This window comes from Chryseobacterium vietnamense, assembly GCF_031454475.1.
GTDB classification, from domain to species: Bacteria; Bacteroidota; Bacteroidia; order Flavobacteriales; family Weeksellaceae; genus Chryseobacterium; species Chryseobacterium vietnamense.
Genome location: NZ_JAVDQX010000002.1, coordinates 62,214 through 79,240 on the forward strand (window position 1 = coordinate 62,214; position 17,027 = coordinate 79,240).

Below are 17,027 nucleotides of genomic sequence, written 5' to 3' on the forward strand. Positions count from 1 at the left end.
GAATGTATTAAATTTTTTTTAAACTTAATCTCGGCGAAAAGCCCATTGCCAAAAGCAAAAAAGCAGACCGCCAATTGCCCGTTACGTTTAGCATCCAAACGCTTCTCCCATCTAAAGAAGTTGTTGATTGTTTAAAAGACGGAAAGTAAACTAACAAAAACAGAAAACATGGCAAAAGCAAATGTAAAAGACCTTTTAGAGGCTGGCGTACACTTCGGTCACATGACTAGAAAGTGGAATCCAAATATGGCTCCATACATTTTTATGGAGAAAAACGGTATTCACATTGTAGACTTACATAAAACAGCAGTTAAATTGGATGAAGCGTGCAGCGCTTTAGAAAAATTAACTTCTGCAGGTAAAAAAGTTCTTTTCGTAGCTACTAAAAAGCAAGCGAAAGAAGTTGTTGCAAAACACGCTTCTGAACTTAATATGCCTTATATTACAGAAAGATGGCCAGGTGGTATGTTAACGAACTTCGTTACTATCAGAAAGGCTGTAAAGAAGATGAACTCTATCGACAAAATGAAAAAAGACGGTACGTTCGAAACTTTATCTAAAAAAGAAAGATTACAAGTTGACAGACAAAGAGCTAACCTTGAGAAGAACTTAGGTTCTATCGCTGACATGGTGAGACTTCCATCTGCTGTATTTGTAGTTGATATCTTAAGAGAACACATTGCGGTAACTGAAGCTAAGAAACTAGGTATTCCAGTTTTCGGTATCGTTGATACAAACTCTGACCCTAGAAAAGTTGACTTCGTTATCCCAGGAAACGATGATGCTTCTAAGTCTATTGATATGATCCTTAGCGTAGTTTCTGAATCTATCAAAGAAGGTCAGTCTCAAAGAAAAGCTGATAAAGAAAAATCTAAAGAAGAAGGAGAAAAAGTATCTGCTGATACAGATGCTGATTTCGATGCAGAATAATTAAAGATTTTCTTTAATATAGGAAAAACGCTGGATTTCGATCCAGCGTTTTTTATTGTTTATATCAGAAATTATTTCTAAGGATACTATTTTTGATTATATCTTCTTTGCCTGAATATATTGGTTTCGGGAGAGCGCTAATTAAGAGCTTTTAAACAGTGAAAAATAATTTTATACCTTGGTCTACTGGAGTTATTCTGAAAGCTTAAAAACAATGCTACAGCCATCAGCCATTACAATAGAGATATTCATTAAAAATAAGAACCTGCAGGACCCTGCAGGTTATATATTAGTTTGAAAGTTTTATAGAATAAGAGGTTGTGACAAACTTTGTAGACTGGTAGACCGAGTTACAAAGCATACCCGATAATCTGTAATTTTGATTTTTCGGAACCATAGTATATCCTATTTTCCCTGCGCCAATGGGAATTTTCTTAAAAAAATTACCTCCGCTTACCGTAAGCACCATATTACAGGGAGACTTATTTTCTACAGAAATAGAAGTCCTGGGATTTTTAGGATCATCACTGTTGAGGAGATCATTAAGGACGTCGGCTGTTTCCGGCTTATAAGTTTTTATAAGATCATTATATTCTCTTTCTGTATTGGCTCTGTTCCCCGAATTATTAGCAGGATAAGGGTAGGATGTCCTTCCCGGATAGCCTCCGTAATTCACATTACAGCTGGCAAGAATCAGCGAAATTCCGGTGAGAACTAATAGTTTTTTCATCCTATTTTATTTTTTGACTTTTGTTTTTTCTGTGATTGTTCCGTTATCGGCTCCTTTTGAATAGTAGATTTCAGTTCAACGTTGGAGGGTTTCGGGTTGTCTACTGTTACAAATATACTTTTTTTAATGTCTTTCCGGGATGAATATTTCAGATCACAAGTATTGCTGCTTAATGTATATGAATCTTTTTTGAGCACAATGAAGTTTTCTGCATGGGCAGGAACAGCCAGATTATAAAATTCTTTTCCTTCTATCCGTAATACAATATTGCAGTCAGAATTATTTTTGAATAAGAGAATCGCTTCATTGCGGCTGATATCCTCATTAAACATAGCGTTCAGAAGCTTCACTGTTTTTTCCTTATGTTCGGCAGAGGTTTCAGCGATAAGCTTTTTAAACTCTTCCGCATCGTCAGAATTAGGATTCCTCATCGCACTCTTCGGAATATCGGCAATTACTGGCCTTGCTTCCATAGGTTTGGCGGTACGGGCTCCCTTTGTCCATTCCGAGTTTTTTAAAGCAATAAGCTTGGGTTTCAGCACCGTCCTTTTAGGGTCATCAGGGTGTGCGTTCTTCAGGTATTCTTCAATTTCTTTAATGTTTGTGCTTCTTAAAATATCTTTACTGCTTTTCTGAGCCTGTATAAAGCCCGGGATAAGAAATGTGAGGAATAAAATTGTTAGAAAATTTTTTTTCATCAGGTTTTTATTTCATCAGCTTATCCGGAATTTGATATAAGTAATGGTTTTTCCTTTTGCTGAGAACAGCTCTTCATAATACGTTTTGATATCTCTCAGATGCTCTGTATTAGGGTCATATTCCGGGGCGCCATAGATATCATGGTGGGCAGAGATGATCTCGTAACCTGCACCCTGTAAATATCCAAGCGTATACCCATGCAGGAATTCTGAATCGGTTTTCAGGTGAATGATTCCTCCTGGTTTCAGAAACTTTTTATATCGGTTTAAAAAATCCGGATGTGTTAATCTGTGTTTTGTTCTTTTGTATTTAATCTGTGGATCCGGGAACGTAATCCAAATTTCGTCTACCTCATTTTCTGCAAAGAAATAATCAACAAGTTCGATCTGAGTTCTCAAAAACGCTACATTATTCATGTTGTTTTCTACAGCTTCCTTCGCTCCGAACCAAAATCTTGCACCTTTAATATCTACTCCGATAAAGTTTTTTTCAGGAAATGTTTTTGCGAGTCCTACCGAATATTCTCCTTTTCCACAACCTAATTCCAGTACAACCGGATTGTCATTTTTAAAGAAATTATCTCTCCATTTTCCTTTTAGATCAAAGCCATTTAAAGCATCTTCTCTTGTTGGCTGGATTACATTCGGTAATATTTTGTTTTCTGCAAATCTTGCTAATTTATTCTTGCCCATTGAGTTATAAAATGAGTGCAAAAATAGTGAAAATTTATGGAGTCTCTATGTCTTTTGGTAGTAAAAGACATAGAGATCATATGCTTTTAGTTTGTATTATTGACGTCCCAAAGCCACCATAATGGGTCTTTCGATCGTTTTTTGTGAAGCATATTGAGCCCCGCAAACCAGACTGGTAAATAGATACTGTCCTTTTTCTATAACAATGGATCCTTCACCCTGAGCAGGAACTGCCAGTCTGTATTTGGTAGTTCCTACGCCTTCTATTCTTACAATGATATTACAGTCTGATTTATTTTGAATCAAAACAATGCATTCTTTAGCATTAGGATCATTATCAAATAAGGAATTTAAGATTTTTACAGTCCTGTTTTTATGTTCTACAGGAGAAACAGCCATCAGCATATTGAATTCTTCTGCTTCCGCATTAGGAATTGCAGTATTGGCAGTGGTATTGACAACATATGTATTTTGAGCGGTACTCGGTGTATACACTGTGGTAGATTGTTTGGCAGCCAGCTCGGCCTTATATTTTGCAATCTGCTTTTGTTTGATGATCGCATTCATTTCATCAAAAGTAATTTTGGTAGAAGGTCTTCTTCTCAGCATCGCAAGCATTTCCTGCATATCTTTTACTTTTTGATCAGCTGGATGAGCATTTTTGATATACTCTTTCATCATTTCCATGACCCTGGGTTTCAGAACGGATCTTCGGGGATCATCAGGGTGGGCATCTCTCAAAAAGGCATTGATCTCGTAGATATTCTTACTTTTCAAAATATTACTGTAGTCTTTCCCTTTTTTTTGAGAAGACATAGCAACGAAAAACATACAACAAAGAAGTAAAAGTACTTTTTTCATTAATTAATATTAAATTAAAAATTTGGTGCTTCTCTTTTAATTTGTTTTCAGCGGTCGTAGTTTTATTTGAATAACGAAATACCAGTGTTTTTATTTTAAACACTTGTTTGTGAGATAAAATTACACATATTTTTGAAAATTGAAGAGTAATATATTGTAAAATTTGAATAATTCATAGTGTAGGTACTGTGGTAAATGGTAAGTTGGTTTTATTCTATCTAAGGAAAAGAAATTTTGAAAAGGAACACAGATGGACTAAAATCATTTTTACATTTCTATATTGCCTACATCATATATACGTCAAGCCCGCATAAAGCATACATCATTTAATATACTTATCTAAATTATGGAAAATGCACGGCTAAATATATTTAGATTTGGTTTATCAATAGAAGGTTAATGAACAGGATAGACTTCTTGTTGCCTTTTTGAAAAAACTAAATACTGACTTGTATGAAAAAATTATTACTTACTTTTTCGCTTTTATTAGCATCGTTTGGATATGCACAAACTTATTTTTCTGATAATTTTGATGATTTAGATATTACAGACTGGACTGTCTATGATCAGGATGGCGACGGGAAAAATTGGTATGACTTTAATGATATTCAGCAAAGCTATAACACAAATCCTGCGCTTGTATCTGTAGGAATTAACTCCCATCCGGATAATTATATTGTTTCACCGGTAATTAATCTGTCTACGGCGTCCTCTGCACAACTTAAGTATAAGGTGAAGGTATTACAAAATACAACTGAAACCTATTCTGTTTATGCTGCAACAACAAACAGTGTAGCCGCATTTTTAGCAAATGGACCTTTATTAACTGAAACTGTAAATAGTAACGGACCCATTAAGAAATATTATCTTAAAACCATTGATCTATCCGCATATGCGGGACAGCAGGTTTATATTGCTTTTAGACATAATAATTCTAATTTTTTAATGTTCCTGGATGATGTGAGCGTGACTGCTGTTCCTGCTACAGCACCTAATTGTTCTGCATTGATATCTCCTGCAAATATGGCAACAGGTGTGCATTATACTCCCTCAGCAAAATTAACATGGAATAGTCCTTCTACAGGGAGTATCGTTGATTCATATGATATATATATGGATCAAAACTCAAATCCAGGCACACTTATTTCCAATGTTATAACCGGTACAAGTTATGAGGTTTCAGGTCTGATGCCATCTACAACTTATTATTGGAAAGCTGTACCCAAAAATACAGCGGGTAGTGCGACCGGATGCCCTGTCTATTCATTTACAACCCCTCCAACTGATTTTTGTAACGCAGGTACTAACCATCCTGTTTTTGCGAGAATAAACAATGTTACATTTGCTGATATCAATAACAATTCATCAAACGACTATGTAATAGGTTACGAAGATTATACATCCATAATTGGAAACGTTGTATTAGGTCAGACTTATGATTTTTCGGCACTAAGTCTAAATCAAGGAATTTGGGATCAGGTTTTAGTTTGGATAGACTTTAATAATGATTTTGATTTTGACGATGTAGGAGAGAAGGTTTTAGAAACTGTTGGTAACAACCACACTCCTTTGGTTGGGCAGATTGCAATACCACCTACTGCTACATTAGGAACAGTTCGTATGAGAGTAAGATTAAACAATGCGAATCTAAACGATCCAAATAATTATTCTAATCAAACTCCTTGTGGGAACGCAGCTTTTGGTCAGGTTGAAGATTATACCTTAAATATTGGTAATGTGCTGTCTGTCAAAGAATCAAGTAAAGTTTCAATTAAGGCATTCCCAAATCCGGTAACTGATATTTTACATATTGAATCACCCTCAAAAGTGAAATCGGTTTCTGTAGTAGATGCATCTGGTAAATTTGTCTCTAGTTATAAGCTCAATACTGCCAAATCTCAAATTAATTTGTCAGGATTGGTTCCGGGAATCTATTTCGTAAATATTGAAATGGAAGATATAACCCAATCTATAAAAGTGATCAAAAAATAAAGTATTACTTGATAAAAAAAAGGCTGAATAGTTTATTATGCGAAGCAATAAATATTCAGCCTTTTGTAGTTATATTCTTGTCTTCTAAAATACTGATGGAGCGCGTTCTTGCTTACTTCATGATTTTCTAGTTACCGCCTACAACGTCCTGAAGGTGCGAACTTCTAAGCCTTTTTTGATATATAGGAAGATATTTTTCAATAGGAATTTTCACTGCTTCAAAGTTGCCTGCCAACACGTAAGCCTGGATATTTTCTGAAGAATAAACAAACTGAAGGAAGTTGTCAATTAAGTTTTCCGGTATTTTAAATTTGACAAAATAATCTTTACCCAGATAATTTTTGATTTGTGCTACAGAACTGTTCATCCTCTCGTAGGCCTGATAACGCTGCTTTTTCTTTCTTTCTCCTGAAAGAATATCATAGATGCTTTCAAGGCTGAAAGTAAGTCCTCCATCCCGAAGTCCGGCAACAGGAAGTTCAGGAGGTGTTCCATCTCCTTTGGGCTCTGGAAGACCAATTACTTTTTTAAGCGCATAAGCTTTATCTTCTTTTCTTAAAGAGTTTACATCATACCTAAGGTTTCCAGTAGGTTTGAACCTGCTGAGAACAATTTCCTGAATTTCATAATAGGCGATTTTAAGCTCAACCAGATTTTTTTGTTCCATGGCTTGAGGGGTCAGTTTGATATCTTTTCTTTCGGTAACGATAGAGGTAAACCGAATGACATCCCCGGTGTTGGCCGGAATATTAAAATTACCATTGTAGTCCGTAAGAACGGTTTTTTGTGTATTCAAGTTGGTGACATACACCTGATTGAGATATAAAATAGAGTTGTCTCTCAGAAATACCTCCCCGGAATATATTTGTGCATTAATTTTTGCCAGAAAAACCAATAGCAGTAGAGTAAACAGTTTCTTCATATAATGCGCAAAATTACATAGAAATAAAGCAATTCTGTGTAGTTAGATGAAGAATAGTGGTTAAAGTTATATTAAACTTTGGGATTTAATTGTTAAGGAGTGTTAGAAACTTGTCATTCATTTAAAAAACAAAACATTTATAAAAAATCCGGAAGAAAGAAGTGCTGAATGTTCAACTGTTCTTTCTTCCGGATTTCTGTTTTTATCTATGTTTTACAAGCAGCCAGCTTGTGTATTTTACCGTAAGGTTTGAGCCATATTCCGTCCAGGTGATAAAGTACCAGTAATTTGCTGTAGGAACATACCTGCCGCCAATTCTTCCATCCCAGGTGTATCTGTTTTCAGGAGTACCTCTGAAGACCTCTGCACCATACCTGTCAAAGATCCGGAAGACAAGATTGTCATTCTTCATTAAAGCAGAATAATCTATTACTTCATTATAACCATCACCATTCGGAGTAATAGTATTGATCAGATTAATAATGGCAAATGGTTTTTTAACGTCCGCACACATTTTAGAATCTCTTACAAATACATTGTGTGCTCCTCTGGGTACATTGTAGAAAACATTGGAACTCTGCCATACCACACTATCTAAAGAATATTCATAAGGAGGTGTACCACCGCTTGCCCCAACTTTTACCGTTGTTCCATCAATTTCAATAGAGGTTATTATAGGAAGCGGCCATTCAGTAACATTTACATATTGCTTGTAAACACAGCCGTTGAAGGTAAGTTCTACCCAATAATTTCCTGGGGCAACGTTTGTAATGGAAGGAGTGGTTGCACCGGTGCTCCATAAGTATTTTTCAAACCCAGGCCCTGCATTAAGTGTGGTGGTGGTTTTCGGGCAAATTGCCTTGTCTTTTAAAATATCTGATTTCTTAGGTACTTTAATGTTGATTTTCAGAGTACCTACTTCAGGGCAGACTCCATTTTTTTCGAAACGGATATAATAGGTTTGTGAAGTTGTAATATTTACAGGGGATGAAACTGCATTCACATTATTCTGTGCATCTGCTAAAGTTGAATGAAAAGTGTAGGTTACATTCGGATCTAATGTAAACTGAGGGATAAACTGGGTTAAGTTTACACTTTTTATTCCATCCAGATCATCATCACAGGTACTTTCTGTAACGGTTTTGGTAATCAATGTTATTTTGGCTCCAATACTGAATTGTAAAGGTTTGATCACAGAAGCACATCCGTCAGGAGAATCTACTCTGATGTAAATGGTTGTGGTGGCTGTATAGCTCCAGTTGTTAGGAAGGGTATTGTTGTTTCCTGCATTGGCATCTGCAAGATTGCCATAGTATCTTACACTGGTAAAGTAATTCGGATTATTAAGTACAATTGGGGTTATATTGGAAAGTATAACTGTAACTGTTCCATCCAGATTATCATCACAGAAAACACCATTGTAGTTATCCAGTACAATTGCTTTATTAAAAAGAGATAGTGTTATCTGTGCAATATTTTTACAGCCAATATGATCATTAACAACTGCGTATACAATTGTTCCGTTAGTTGCGGTATAGGCGGTTGTGTTAGTTATCAATGCTGAAGCATTTTCGTTCTGAGCATCCAGAAGGGTAGGGTAATAAGTAATGGTAACAGGGGAATTGCTGGTAACATTTGCTGTTGTCAGGTTAAAAGTTCCCTGCCCGTTAACGTCACAGGCAAATAATGTTGCATTCGTTACCGTTAGAGCCTGAACATTCAGGGTAACGGTTACTGTTTCACAATCCGGGAAGTCAGGATCGTCTCCGCAGAATGTATAAGTGAATGTATCTGTTCCTGTTGTACCCATGGTGTTTACAGTATAAGTAATAATACCGGTAGCAGGGTTTACAACCGCTGTGCCCAATGAAGGTGCTGTCGTAACAGCTACAGTACTTGGATTAGGAGTCTGTGATGAAGTACTGAATGCAGGAACTATGGTTTTAGCATTACAAACGTTATATGATGTATTGGTAAGTTTTGTACAGTTCAGAACTTTAAATTGCTCAGTAACCAAAGGAGCGCAACTTCCCATTGTTACAGAGCACGTATAATATCCTGGTAATGTAGGAGTGATTGATGAAGTGGTAGCTCCCTGAACAATAACCCCGTTTCTATACCATTGATAGGTATCATAGATTAAAGGATCTACGGTAAGAACCATTCCTGGAATACAGCCGCCTCCGGACTGTAAAATAACGGGTTGCGTAGGAAAGCCGGCAAAAAAGCCTCCATATCCTACAGCATCACTTCCGGCGGTAATACCAGCCATAATCGCTTTATCTGAAACTACAGTAATCGTACCCGTTACATTGGGAATACCATAGGTAACCCAATTCGTTGTGCCTGTCATATTGTAAGGGCCGGTTATTGCAGGAGGATTAGCTCCGTTCACTGTTATGTTAGCTCCTCTTTCTGTAATAATATTCAGCTTGGTGGTGATATTCAGAATACCTCCGGGATGACCGTTGGAATGAACAAAATTTTCATTAATAAGTCCCAGTTCATTAATCTGCTTGGGAAGATAACAGTTTAATGCTGGAATAAAATTGAATCCGCCTGTAAATACTTCACTTCCTGCATTTGAATCTCCCGCTAAAATCTGGTAGACATAAGCATTTTTAGAGGTTTTTAGATATAAATTATAATGACCGTTTCCCTGAAGTATATATTTGGAGTCGGGAACAATAAAGTATTTCCCTGCATTAAGGGTTGCTATCGGCGGTATTTCATTATTGACAAAGATCTGAGTATTGTCTTCAGTAGCAATTACAATGGCTCCTTCTGTACGGGTACCAATCGGTCCGCTACCTTTTACAATGGCAAATTCATTCCCAAGTCTGTTGACAGGTACTGCCTGATCCATTAAAATATCTGAGCTGGCTGGATAATTTCCTGCATATTGGCCGTTAAAATTCCCATTGGTGACATTAATGGGTCTGTTTGAAATGATTTTTGAGCCTATGAAGCCGTTAAAGTTTCCTGCTATATTGCCGATTCCGTCAATAATATAAGATTGGCCTTTATTTAAGGTAAATGTTATAGACGGGTTTGCAGCTCCTGTCATTCCGTTTGAAAATTGTACGGTAGGACTATAGCCGGAAACGGTAACAGTTGTGTTGTCTTCAGTTGCCAGTACGCTGGTCATGAAATTCAGAATGGAATTGCTCACAGTAATAGGAGCGGCTGCAGCGTAAAACTTCAGTCCTGTAGAAGAAATTCCTTTGGAAGTAATAATTTCTGCATGGTTGAATACTGAGAACCTTAAATTAGCATAAAAAGGAAATTCAGCCTTAAGATATAATCCCTTAGTGGTTGGGGTAAACAAATCTCCCTGCAGTTTGGTAATAATATAATCCCTTAATACATCAAATTTCTGCGGATTATTTTTACTGATATTTACAGTCCCGATCAGAACATTATTACTGTAAATGCTTACAGGAAAAGGAGTTGTTCTGTTAGTGGATAAATAAAGTTTCTGATAAGGATTGGGAGCGGTTGTTCTGTCTATCATTGGAGCAAACCAATGCTCCCGGTCCAACTGGGCAAGAGCAGAGGTGAATATGCAAAACATAAACAAAAAACATAAAATTTTTTTCATTCAGCGGTGGTCTTTACCACAAATTTAGTGATAAAAAGTATTAAATTATTGAAAATAGAACAAAAAAAATATGATTTTGAAATTGTGGTTAAGAAGAGTTTAAATTTTTATTATTTTTTTTGTTTTTTATATGATCACTAGGCGAACTTAATCAAGCCGTTAACAAAAATGAGCCACGAGAAGATACTTGTGGCTCATTCAATATAGTTTTAAATTAAGTATTACTCTCTGTTCTTAACAAGAATCCAGCCTGAATACTTTATTGAGGTCTGCTTGGCATCAGGCTCGTTCCAGCCTAACTCATACCAATAGGTGCCTGTAGTAACTCTTCTGCTGCCGTCGGCGGTTCCATTCCATTTGTAACCGTTGGATTTATCAGCCTGAAAAATTTTACTTCCATATCGGTCAAAAATACTAAAGACCAGGTTATTCTTAACAGCTAATGAAGAATAATCTACAACATCGTTTACTCCGTCGTCATTGGGTGTAATTACATTGATCAGGTTCGGGATTGTGATATCCACTTTTATCGGGTCACAATTATAACGGTCTTTTACATAGATGCTGGCGTTTCCTCTATTGATATTGGTGAATACATTTGAATCCTGCCAGTTGATATTATCCATGGAGTATCTGTATGGTGAGGTACCTCCTATAACATTCACTGTTATTGTTTTGTTTGAGATATCGATATTTGAAATTACGGGTTGTTCCGACGCATATACCTTTACCGTCTGCAGGGTAGTGCATTCTCCGGTTTTTATTTTTACCCAGTAAACTCCAACGCCTACGTTCTCAATTGTTTGAGTAGTTGCTCCGGTACTCCATTCATAATTGGAGAATCCCGGTCCGGCATCAAGTGTTGTTTTTCCTTCCATACATATGATTTTATCTGTCAGTACGTCAGATTTTGCAGGAGGTAAAACAACAAGAGTCACCATGGCTACTCTATAACAGCCACTCCCGTTGATTACTTTTATGTAAACAACTCCATTAGGTGCGATGTAATTGGCAGGAGTTAAAATTTCATTCGTTCCTGCATGGGCATCAGCCAGAGAAGGATAGTATTTCCTGGTAATTCCGGTAGCTAAGGTTACATTCACATGGGTGAGATCAAATAATCCTGTGGCTGGATTGGCTTCCAGGAAGCAGGTTCTTACTAAGGAATCATTTACTATCGGACTTTCAGATACAGTCAGGTTTAAAGTAACTTCTTCACAGTCTGTAAAATCAGGATTGTTTCCACAGAATTTATAAATGATCTTGTCCGCACCAATATAGCCGTAAGAAGGAGCATAGCTGATTACTCCTGTAGCTGGATCAATAACAGCATTTCCATGAGCAGGAGGAGTAATGATTGTTACAGTTCCTGGTACTACCGTCTGGGTAGAGGCTGAGAATGTGGGTACAATCTCTTTTACTCCGTCACATATAGTTTCATTGATAGTTGTCTCCTTAAGGCAGGTATAAACTTTATACATAGGTGTAACGACTGGCGGACATGAGCCAACTGTAATTTTTACGGTGTAATTTCCTGATTGTGTTGGAGTATAGGAATAACTTGTTGCACCCGGAATCGGATTGTTTCCATTATACCATTGGTAGCTGTCAAAACTGTCATCAACTTGCAGCATAATTCCCGGAATACACTCTCCAGTAGTTTTTGCAATAACCGGAATAGAAGAAAATCCGGCAAAATAGCCACCATATCCTACAGCTCCACTTCCTCCTGCAATTCCTGCAGTGACAGCCTTAGTGGAAGTTACTGTTATATTTCCCGTAATGTTTGGAACTGAGTAAGAAACCCAATTGCCGGTTCCGCTCACTGGGTAAGGTCCCTGAGTAGCAGGAGGAGTACTTCCATTAACCATAATGGTTGCTCCGGTTTCTGTTAGTATGTTTAATTTTACAGTATTGACCGTAGGGGGAAGGATGTTAATCATTCCAATTTCGTCAATTTTTCTGGGTAAAAAGCAATTAAGAGGAGGAATATAATTGAATCCACCTGTTGCAGCCCATGAATCATTGGCAACACCTCCCAGCAGTTGATATACATAAACATTTTTAGTCGTTCTGATGTACATGTTGTAATGATTATTACCCTGATTGATGTAATTTGTATTTGATGCTTCATTAACCCTGTAACTTTGTCCTTCACTAAGCGTGGCTGCGGGTGTAGCTGAATTGTTGATGAATACCTGAGTATTGTCTTCTGTTGCAATAATTAATGCATCTTCAATCCGTTCACTGATATTAGCATTTCCTTTTACCAGCACAAACTCATTACCCAATCTGTCCACCGGAACTGACTGGTCCATCATAATATCCGTTCCGAAACTTGTAGTAGAACTGGTATTCAGAGAAAATTGCCCGTTGAAATTACCATTGGTCACTGAAATAGGTTTGTCGGCAGTAATTTTTGCACCGATAAAACCTTTGCGGTTTCCAATTTCATCTCCGTCACCTTCAATGATGTATGATTGTCCCTTATTGAGGGTAAAGTTTATTGTAGGATTTGTGGTGCCTGTCATATTATTGGAGAATACTACATTAGGAGAATATCCGGAGATTGTAATCTTCGTATTGTCTTCTGTAGCTAGTATCCCCGTAGTAAAATTTAGACCAGTATAGTTGGGTTCTGTTATGGGAGCTGCTGCTACATAGAAAAGTTTACCAATTCCTGCTTTCCCTTTAGACGTTAATATTTCTGCATGATTAAGCGATGAAAATCTGAAAGTTACAAAATAGGGTTTGGTGCCTGTTGTATGCAATCCCATTTTGACAGGTTTGAATAAATCTGCCACGGATGTGGTTATCATATTTTGAAAAGGTACATCGAAGACTTGTGGATTTCCCTTACTGACCGTAACGGTACCAATCAGAATATTATTGTTGTAGATTTCTATGGGAAAAGGAGTTACAGAATCTGTAGAAAAGTATAACCCTTGCTGCTCAGCATCGTTTGTATTTCTTTTCATCATTGGGGCAAACCAATGATCTGTATCTCTTTGTGCAAATGACATATTCATGGTGAATAAAGTCAGTAGAAAAATACATGCCTTTTGAAGGAACATATTGGTAATACGCTCTTTCCTCGAGAATAATTTTTTCATCATATCTTTTGTGTTTTTTATAATTAATTTTCATGTGTATGCAGATAATAACTGCAATAAGGGAAAGGAATTTAGGATAGTAACATTTTGAAATGCTGCTTTTAAAAAACAGATTATTGTGATAAAATGTTAATATCAGTTTTTTGAAAAAAAGGTTCTTATAAAACTTAAAACAATGTTCCGGCTCAATCAGAGTAATGTTGGAAGCTTTGTCAGGTTAATAAGTAGAGCGGCAATCCTAAAAGTAATATTGTAATCATTTTTTTATCAGTTTGGGTTATTCGTTGCAAATATACTATAATAAACAAGTTTTTTGTGATTATTGTAATTAATTAGTTGTTTTTGTATTTAATATTATGTTATTGTTTTGTTTTGTTGAAAAAATAATTAATAATTACTTTTTTTATTGTAAAATTTTTATTGTTTTTCTTCTTCACATTAATGTGGAATAAATGATTTTGTGATGATATAGGCTTTATATGACTCAGCACTCATATTTATACTTTACTTAGATGGGAGAGTTGCGTAATAAAATAGGCCACGATTATAAAATCGCGGCCTATGAAATATAGTTTTAAACTAATTATTACTCTCTGTTTTTAACAAGAATCCAACCTGTATATTTTATTGGAGTCTTTTCTTTGTTGGATTCATTCCAGCTGATATGGTACCAGTATGTTCCTGTTCCCAGTTTTTTATCAAAGTGTTTTCCATCCCATCTGTAGTTGTTGAATCTGTTTCCGGTAAACACCATATTTCCATATCTGTCATACACAACAAAGCTAAGATTTTCTTTGTAAGCAAGCTCACTGTAATCTATATAATCATTTACATTATCTCCGTTAGGTGTAATCGCATTTAACAGATTAGGAATGGTTACTTCTACAGCAATAGGAGTACAGTTATAAAAATCTTTAACATAGAAAGTGTGCTGTCCTCTTGTTAAACCTGTAAAGGTACTTGAATCCTGCCAGTTTGCAGTTCCATCAACTGCATATTGGTAAGGAGCTTTACCACCGCTTACAATTACAGTTGCTGTATTATTGTTGATCTCAATGGTTTGAATTACGGGATCCTCCACTTTTTTAACTTTTACAGTTTGTGTAAGGAAACATCCGTTCTTACCAAGAATTACGGTGTATTCACCAACACCAACATCTCTGATGCCTGACGAGGTAGCTCCTGTGCTCCACTGGTATGAATCATATCCGGGACCAGCGTCCAGGTTAGTTTTCGCATCCATACAGATATACTGATCTACAAGGATTGGAGACTTTTTAATTGGAAGTACAATTAATTCAATTTTTGCATTGGCCGTACATCCCTCAGCAGTTGTTACTTTCACATATACAAATCCTCCTGTTGAAGGGAAGTTTTCTGGTGTTGTAATTTCATTGATCCCTGCAGTAAGGTCATTCAGGGTACGGTAGTATTTTTTTGTAACAGCATTATAATCTGTAACCTTTGCTTTGGTAAGGTCAAAATAAGCGTAAGGTGCTACATCATACCAGCAAGCCTTAATAGAAGTATCAGTTACGATGAATGGTACTACAGTAAGGTTGAGTGTTACCTGTTCACAATCTGTAAACTCAACAGAGTTTCCACAGAATTTATAAACGATTTTATCTGGTCCTAAATATCCCGGATTAGGTGTATAAGTAATCGTTCCGTTTGGATTAACTACAGCTGTTCCTTTGGTAGGCGGTGTTAAAATTACCACTGTACTTGGAACCACAGTCTGTGTGGAAGAAGTAAACGCCGGGGTAATAATTTTAGTAGAACAAGCATTAAGAGCCTGTGTAGTTTCTTTTAAACAGTTTTGTACTTTATAGATAGGAGTTGTCACAGGAGGACATGTTCCCATTGTTACCTTTACGGTATAATTTCCTGATTGTGTAGGAGTATATGTATAACTTGTAGCACCTGGAATAGCAACTCCGTCACGGAACCATTGGTAGGTTTCATATCCATCGTCTACCTCAAGAACGATTCCCGGAACACATTCACCTGTCTTTTTCGCAATTAGAGGGATTGATGAGAATCCGGCAAAGTACCCTCCGTACCCTGCAGAACTATATCCTCCGTTGATACCTGCTGTTACAGCTTTTGTAGAGGTAATCTTAATATTTCCAGATACACTGTTGATTCCATAGGTAACCCAGTTAGCATTTCCTGCCAATGGATAAGGTCCGGCTTCAGGCAAAAGAGGAGCATCATTTACCATGACAGTAGCACCAGCTTCTGTTAGGATGTTTAATTTTACTACAAGATCACTTGTTGTCATGCTGGCTCCTCCTACTCCAAGAGGCATTTCATTGATCTTTCCGATTTCATCAATTTTTCTTGGAAGGAAACAGTTTAATGGCGGAATATAGTTGAATCCATTGGTGGCATCACTTAATAATACTCCAATAAATTGATATAAATATACATTTTTGGTTGTGGAAATGAACATGTTTGAATGTCCTGATGTCCCCTGAGCAACATAGCTGGTTTCATTAATTCTGTACCATTCTCCGGCAGCAAGTGTAGCAACAGCAGTACCTCCGCCATTTAAATATACTTCGGTATTATCTTCAGTGGCAACAATAAGACCACCCTCCATATTTAAGGTAGGAGCTGTAGATCTTGTTTTTACTATGGCAAAAGTATTTCCAAGTCTGTCAACCGGAACCGATTGATCGAGAACCGGATCACTTCCTGTTGTTGAAGCAGAGAAGTTGGCATTACAGCTTCCATTGGTCAATGTTACTGGTTTGGTTGCAACTATTTTGGCACCAATAAAACCTGTTTTGTTTCCGGACTGAGAGCCGGATCCTGCAAGAATGAAAGATTGTCCTTTTTGTAAAGTAAAAGTCTGAGTATTTCCAGTTGGGCTACCGTTAATAAAAACTACTCCGGCAGTTGGGTTCCATGATACTGTTACATTCGTATTGTCTTCCGTAGCAAGAACACCTGCTGTAAAATTCTGAATACTACTGGTATTGGTATTAGGTGCAGCGGCAACGAAAAATGTTTTTCCAATTCCAGCCTTTCCTTTACTGGTAATTACCTCCCCGTGAACACTCTGAGCTAGTCTTAAACTGCAGTAAAAAGGTTTGATCGCTTTTAAATAAAGCCCTTTATTACCCACAATGAATGCTTCGGTAGATGTTCCTGTGGAAATAAGGCTATTGGTAACCTTATAAGTTTGTGGGTTACCTTTACTGATGGTAACAGTGGTAAGCGGAATATTGTTGTTGTAAATAGTTACATCAAAAGGGGTGGGGGAATCAGTAGAAAGGTATATCATATTGGTATACCCTCCAACACTGTCATAATAAGGAGCAATCCAATGCTCGGTATCCCTTTGTGCAAAGAGTGTATTAATTGTTAAAAAAATTAATACCAAACTGAGTAGAAATCTTTTCATGAGTATGGAATTAGGATTTCTACAAAAATAAAATAAAAAATGAAATACTTTTAATAAAATTTAAATAAATGTTAA

10 protein-coding genes are annotated in these 17,027 nt (G+C 36.7%); 2 read left to right on the forward strand and 8 right to left on the reverse strand.

Going from position 1 to position 17,027, the window contains the following annotated elements; translation table 11 throughout:
• The first annotated feature begins 168 nt into the window (after positions 1–168).
• Positions 169–930 (forward strand): 30S ribosomal protein S2, encoded by a 762-nt coding sequence (rpsB, locus tag J2786_RS09550; RefSeq protein WP_034692922.1) that lies wholly within the window; start codon positions 169–171, stop codon positions 928–930.
• A 289-nt stretch (positions 931–1,219) separates the two neighbouring features.
• Here rpsB and J2786_RS09555 read toward each other — a convergent pair whose 3' ends face one another.
• The 4 genes from J2786_RS09555 to J2786_RS09570 form a co-directional block, all read right to left on the reverse strand.
• Entirely contained in the window at positions 1,220–1,660 is a 441-nt protein-coding gene (locus tag J2786_RS09555; protein ID WP_047435674.1) for a DUF6759 domain-containing protein, read from the reverse strand.
• Positions 1,657–2,358, reverse strand: coding sequence for a DUF6759 domain-containing protein (locus J2786_RS09560; protein ID WP_047435673.1), 702 nt, complete (start codon positions 2,356–2,358; stop codon positions 1,657–1,659). Before J2786_RS09560 ends, J2786_RS09555 begins: the two co-directional genes overlap by 4 nt.
• A gap of 15 nt (positions 2,359–2,373) precedes the next feature.
• Positions 2,374–3,051: a tRNA (guanosine(46)-N7)-methyltransferase TrmB gene (gene trmB, locus J2786_RS09565; protein WP_047435670.1), complete on the reverse strand. Its 678-nt coding sequence runs from the start codon at positions 3,049–3,051 to the stop codon at positions 2,374–2,376.
• Positions 3,052–3,147: 96 nt separating this feature from the next.
• Positions 3,148–3,912, reverse strand: coding sequence for a DUF6759 domain-containing protein (locus tag J2786_RS09570; protein ID WP_047435667.1), 765 nt, complete (start codon positions 3,910–3,912; stop codon positions 3,148–3,150).
• Positions 3,913–4,365: 453 nt separating this feature from the next.
• Here J2786_RS09570 and J2786_RS09575 point away from each other — a divergent pair, with 453 nt between their 5' ends.
• The gene (locus J2786_RS09575; protein WP_047435664.1) at positions 4,366–5,904 is read left to right on the forward strand and encodes a GEVED domain-containing protein; all 1,539 of its coding nucleotides are present in this window, start codon (positions 4,366–4,368) and stop codon (positions 5,902–5,904) included.
• Positions 5,905–6,031: 127 nt separating this feature from the next.
• On the opposite strand, the gene J2786_RS09580 is transcribed toward J2786_RS09575, so the two are convergent.
• From J2786_RS09580 to J2786_RS09595, 4 genes are all read right to left on the reverse strand, one after another.
• A complete protein-coding gene (locus J2786_RS09580) occupies positions 6,032–6,826 on the reverse strand; it encodes a hypothetical protein (RefSeq protein ID WP_047435661.1) in 795 nt (264 codons plus the stop codon).
• Between the two features lie 202 nt (positions 6,827–7,028).
• Positions 7,029–10,400, reverse strand: coding sequence for an FIDD domain-containing protein (locus tag J2786_RS09585; protein WP_310024945.1), 3,372 nt, complete (start codon positions 10,398–10,400; stop codon positions 7,029–7,031).
• A gap of 248 nt (positions 10,401–10,648) precedes the next feature.
• A complete protein-coding gene (locus tag J2786_RS09590; RefSeq protein WP_310024947.1) occupies positions 10,649–13,543 on the reverse strand; it encodes a T9SS type B sorting domain-containing protein in 2,895 nt (964 codons plus the stop codon).
• Between the two features lie 583 nt (positions 13,544–14,126).
• Positions 14,127–16,952: a T9SS C-terminal target domain-containing protein gene (locus tag J2786_RS09595; RefSeq protein ID WP_047435656.1), complete on the reverse strand. Its 2,826-nt coding sequence runs from the start codon at positions 16,950–16,952 to the stop codon at positions 14,127–14,129.
• Positions 16,953–17,027: the final 75 nt, after the last annotated feature.

What these genes read in the sequence shown, in the direction of transcription:
- rpsB (WP_034692922.1), top strand. Translation starts at nt 169, where the DNA reads ATGGCAAAAGCAAATGTAAAAGACCTTTTAGAGGCTGGCGTACACTTC.
- J2786_RS09555 (WP_047435674.1), bottom strand. Translation starts at nt 1,660, where the DNA reads ATGAAAAAACTATTAGTTCTCACCGGAATTTCGCTGATTCTTGCCAGC.
- J2786_RS09560 (WP_047435673.1), bottom strand. Translation starts at nt 2,358, where the DNA reads ATGAAAAAAAATTTTCTAACAATTTTATTCCTCACATTTCTTATCCCG.
- trmB (WP_047435670.1), bottom strand. Translation starts at nt 3,051, where the DNA reads ATGGGCAAGAATAAATTAGCAAGATTTGCAGAAAACAAAATATTACCG.
- J2786_RS09570 (WP_047435667.1), bottom strand. Translation starts at nt 3,912, where the DNA reads ATGAAAAAAGTACTTTTACTTCTTTGTTGTATGTTTTTCGTTGCTATG.
- J2786_RS09575 (WP_047435664.1), top strand. Translation starts at nt 4,366, where the DNA reads ATGAAAAAATTATTACTTACTTTTTCGCTTTTATTAGCATCGTTTGGA.
- J2786_RS09580 (WP_047435661.1), bottom strand. Translation starts at nt 6,826, where the DNA reads ATGAAGAAACTGTTTACTCTACTGCTATTGGTTTTTCTGGCAAAAATT.
- J2786_RS09585 (WP_310024945.1), bottom strand. Translation starts at nt 10,400, where the DNA reads ATGTTTTGCATATTCACCTCTGCTCTTGCCCAGTTGGACCGGGAGCAT.
- J2786_RS09590 (WP_310024947.1), bottom strand. Translation starts at nt 13,543, where the DNA reads ATGATGAAAAAATTATTCTCGAGGAAAGAGCGTATTACCAATATGTTC.
- J2786_RS09595 (WP_047435656.1), bottom strand. Translation starts at nt 16,952, where the DNA reads ATGAAAAGATTTCTACTCAGTTTGGTATTAATTTTTTTAACAATTAAT.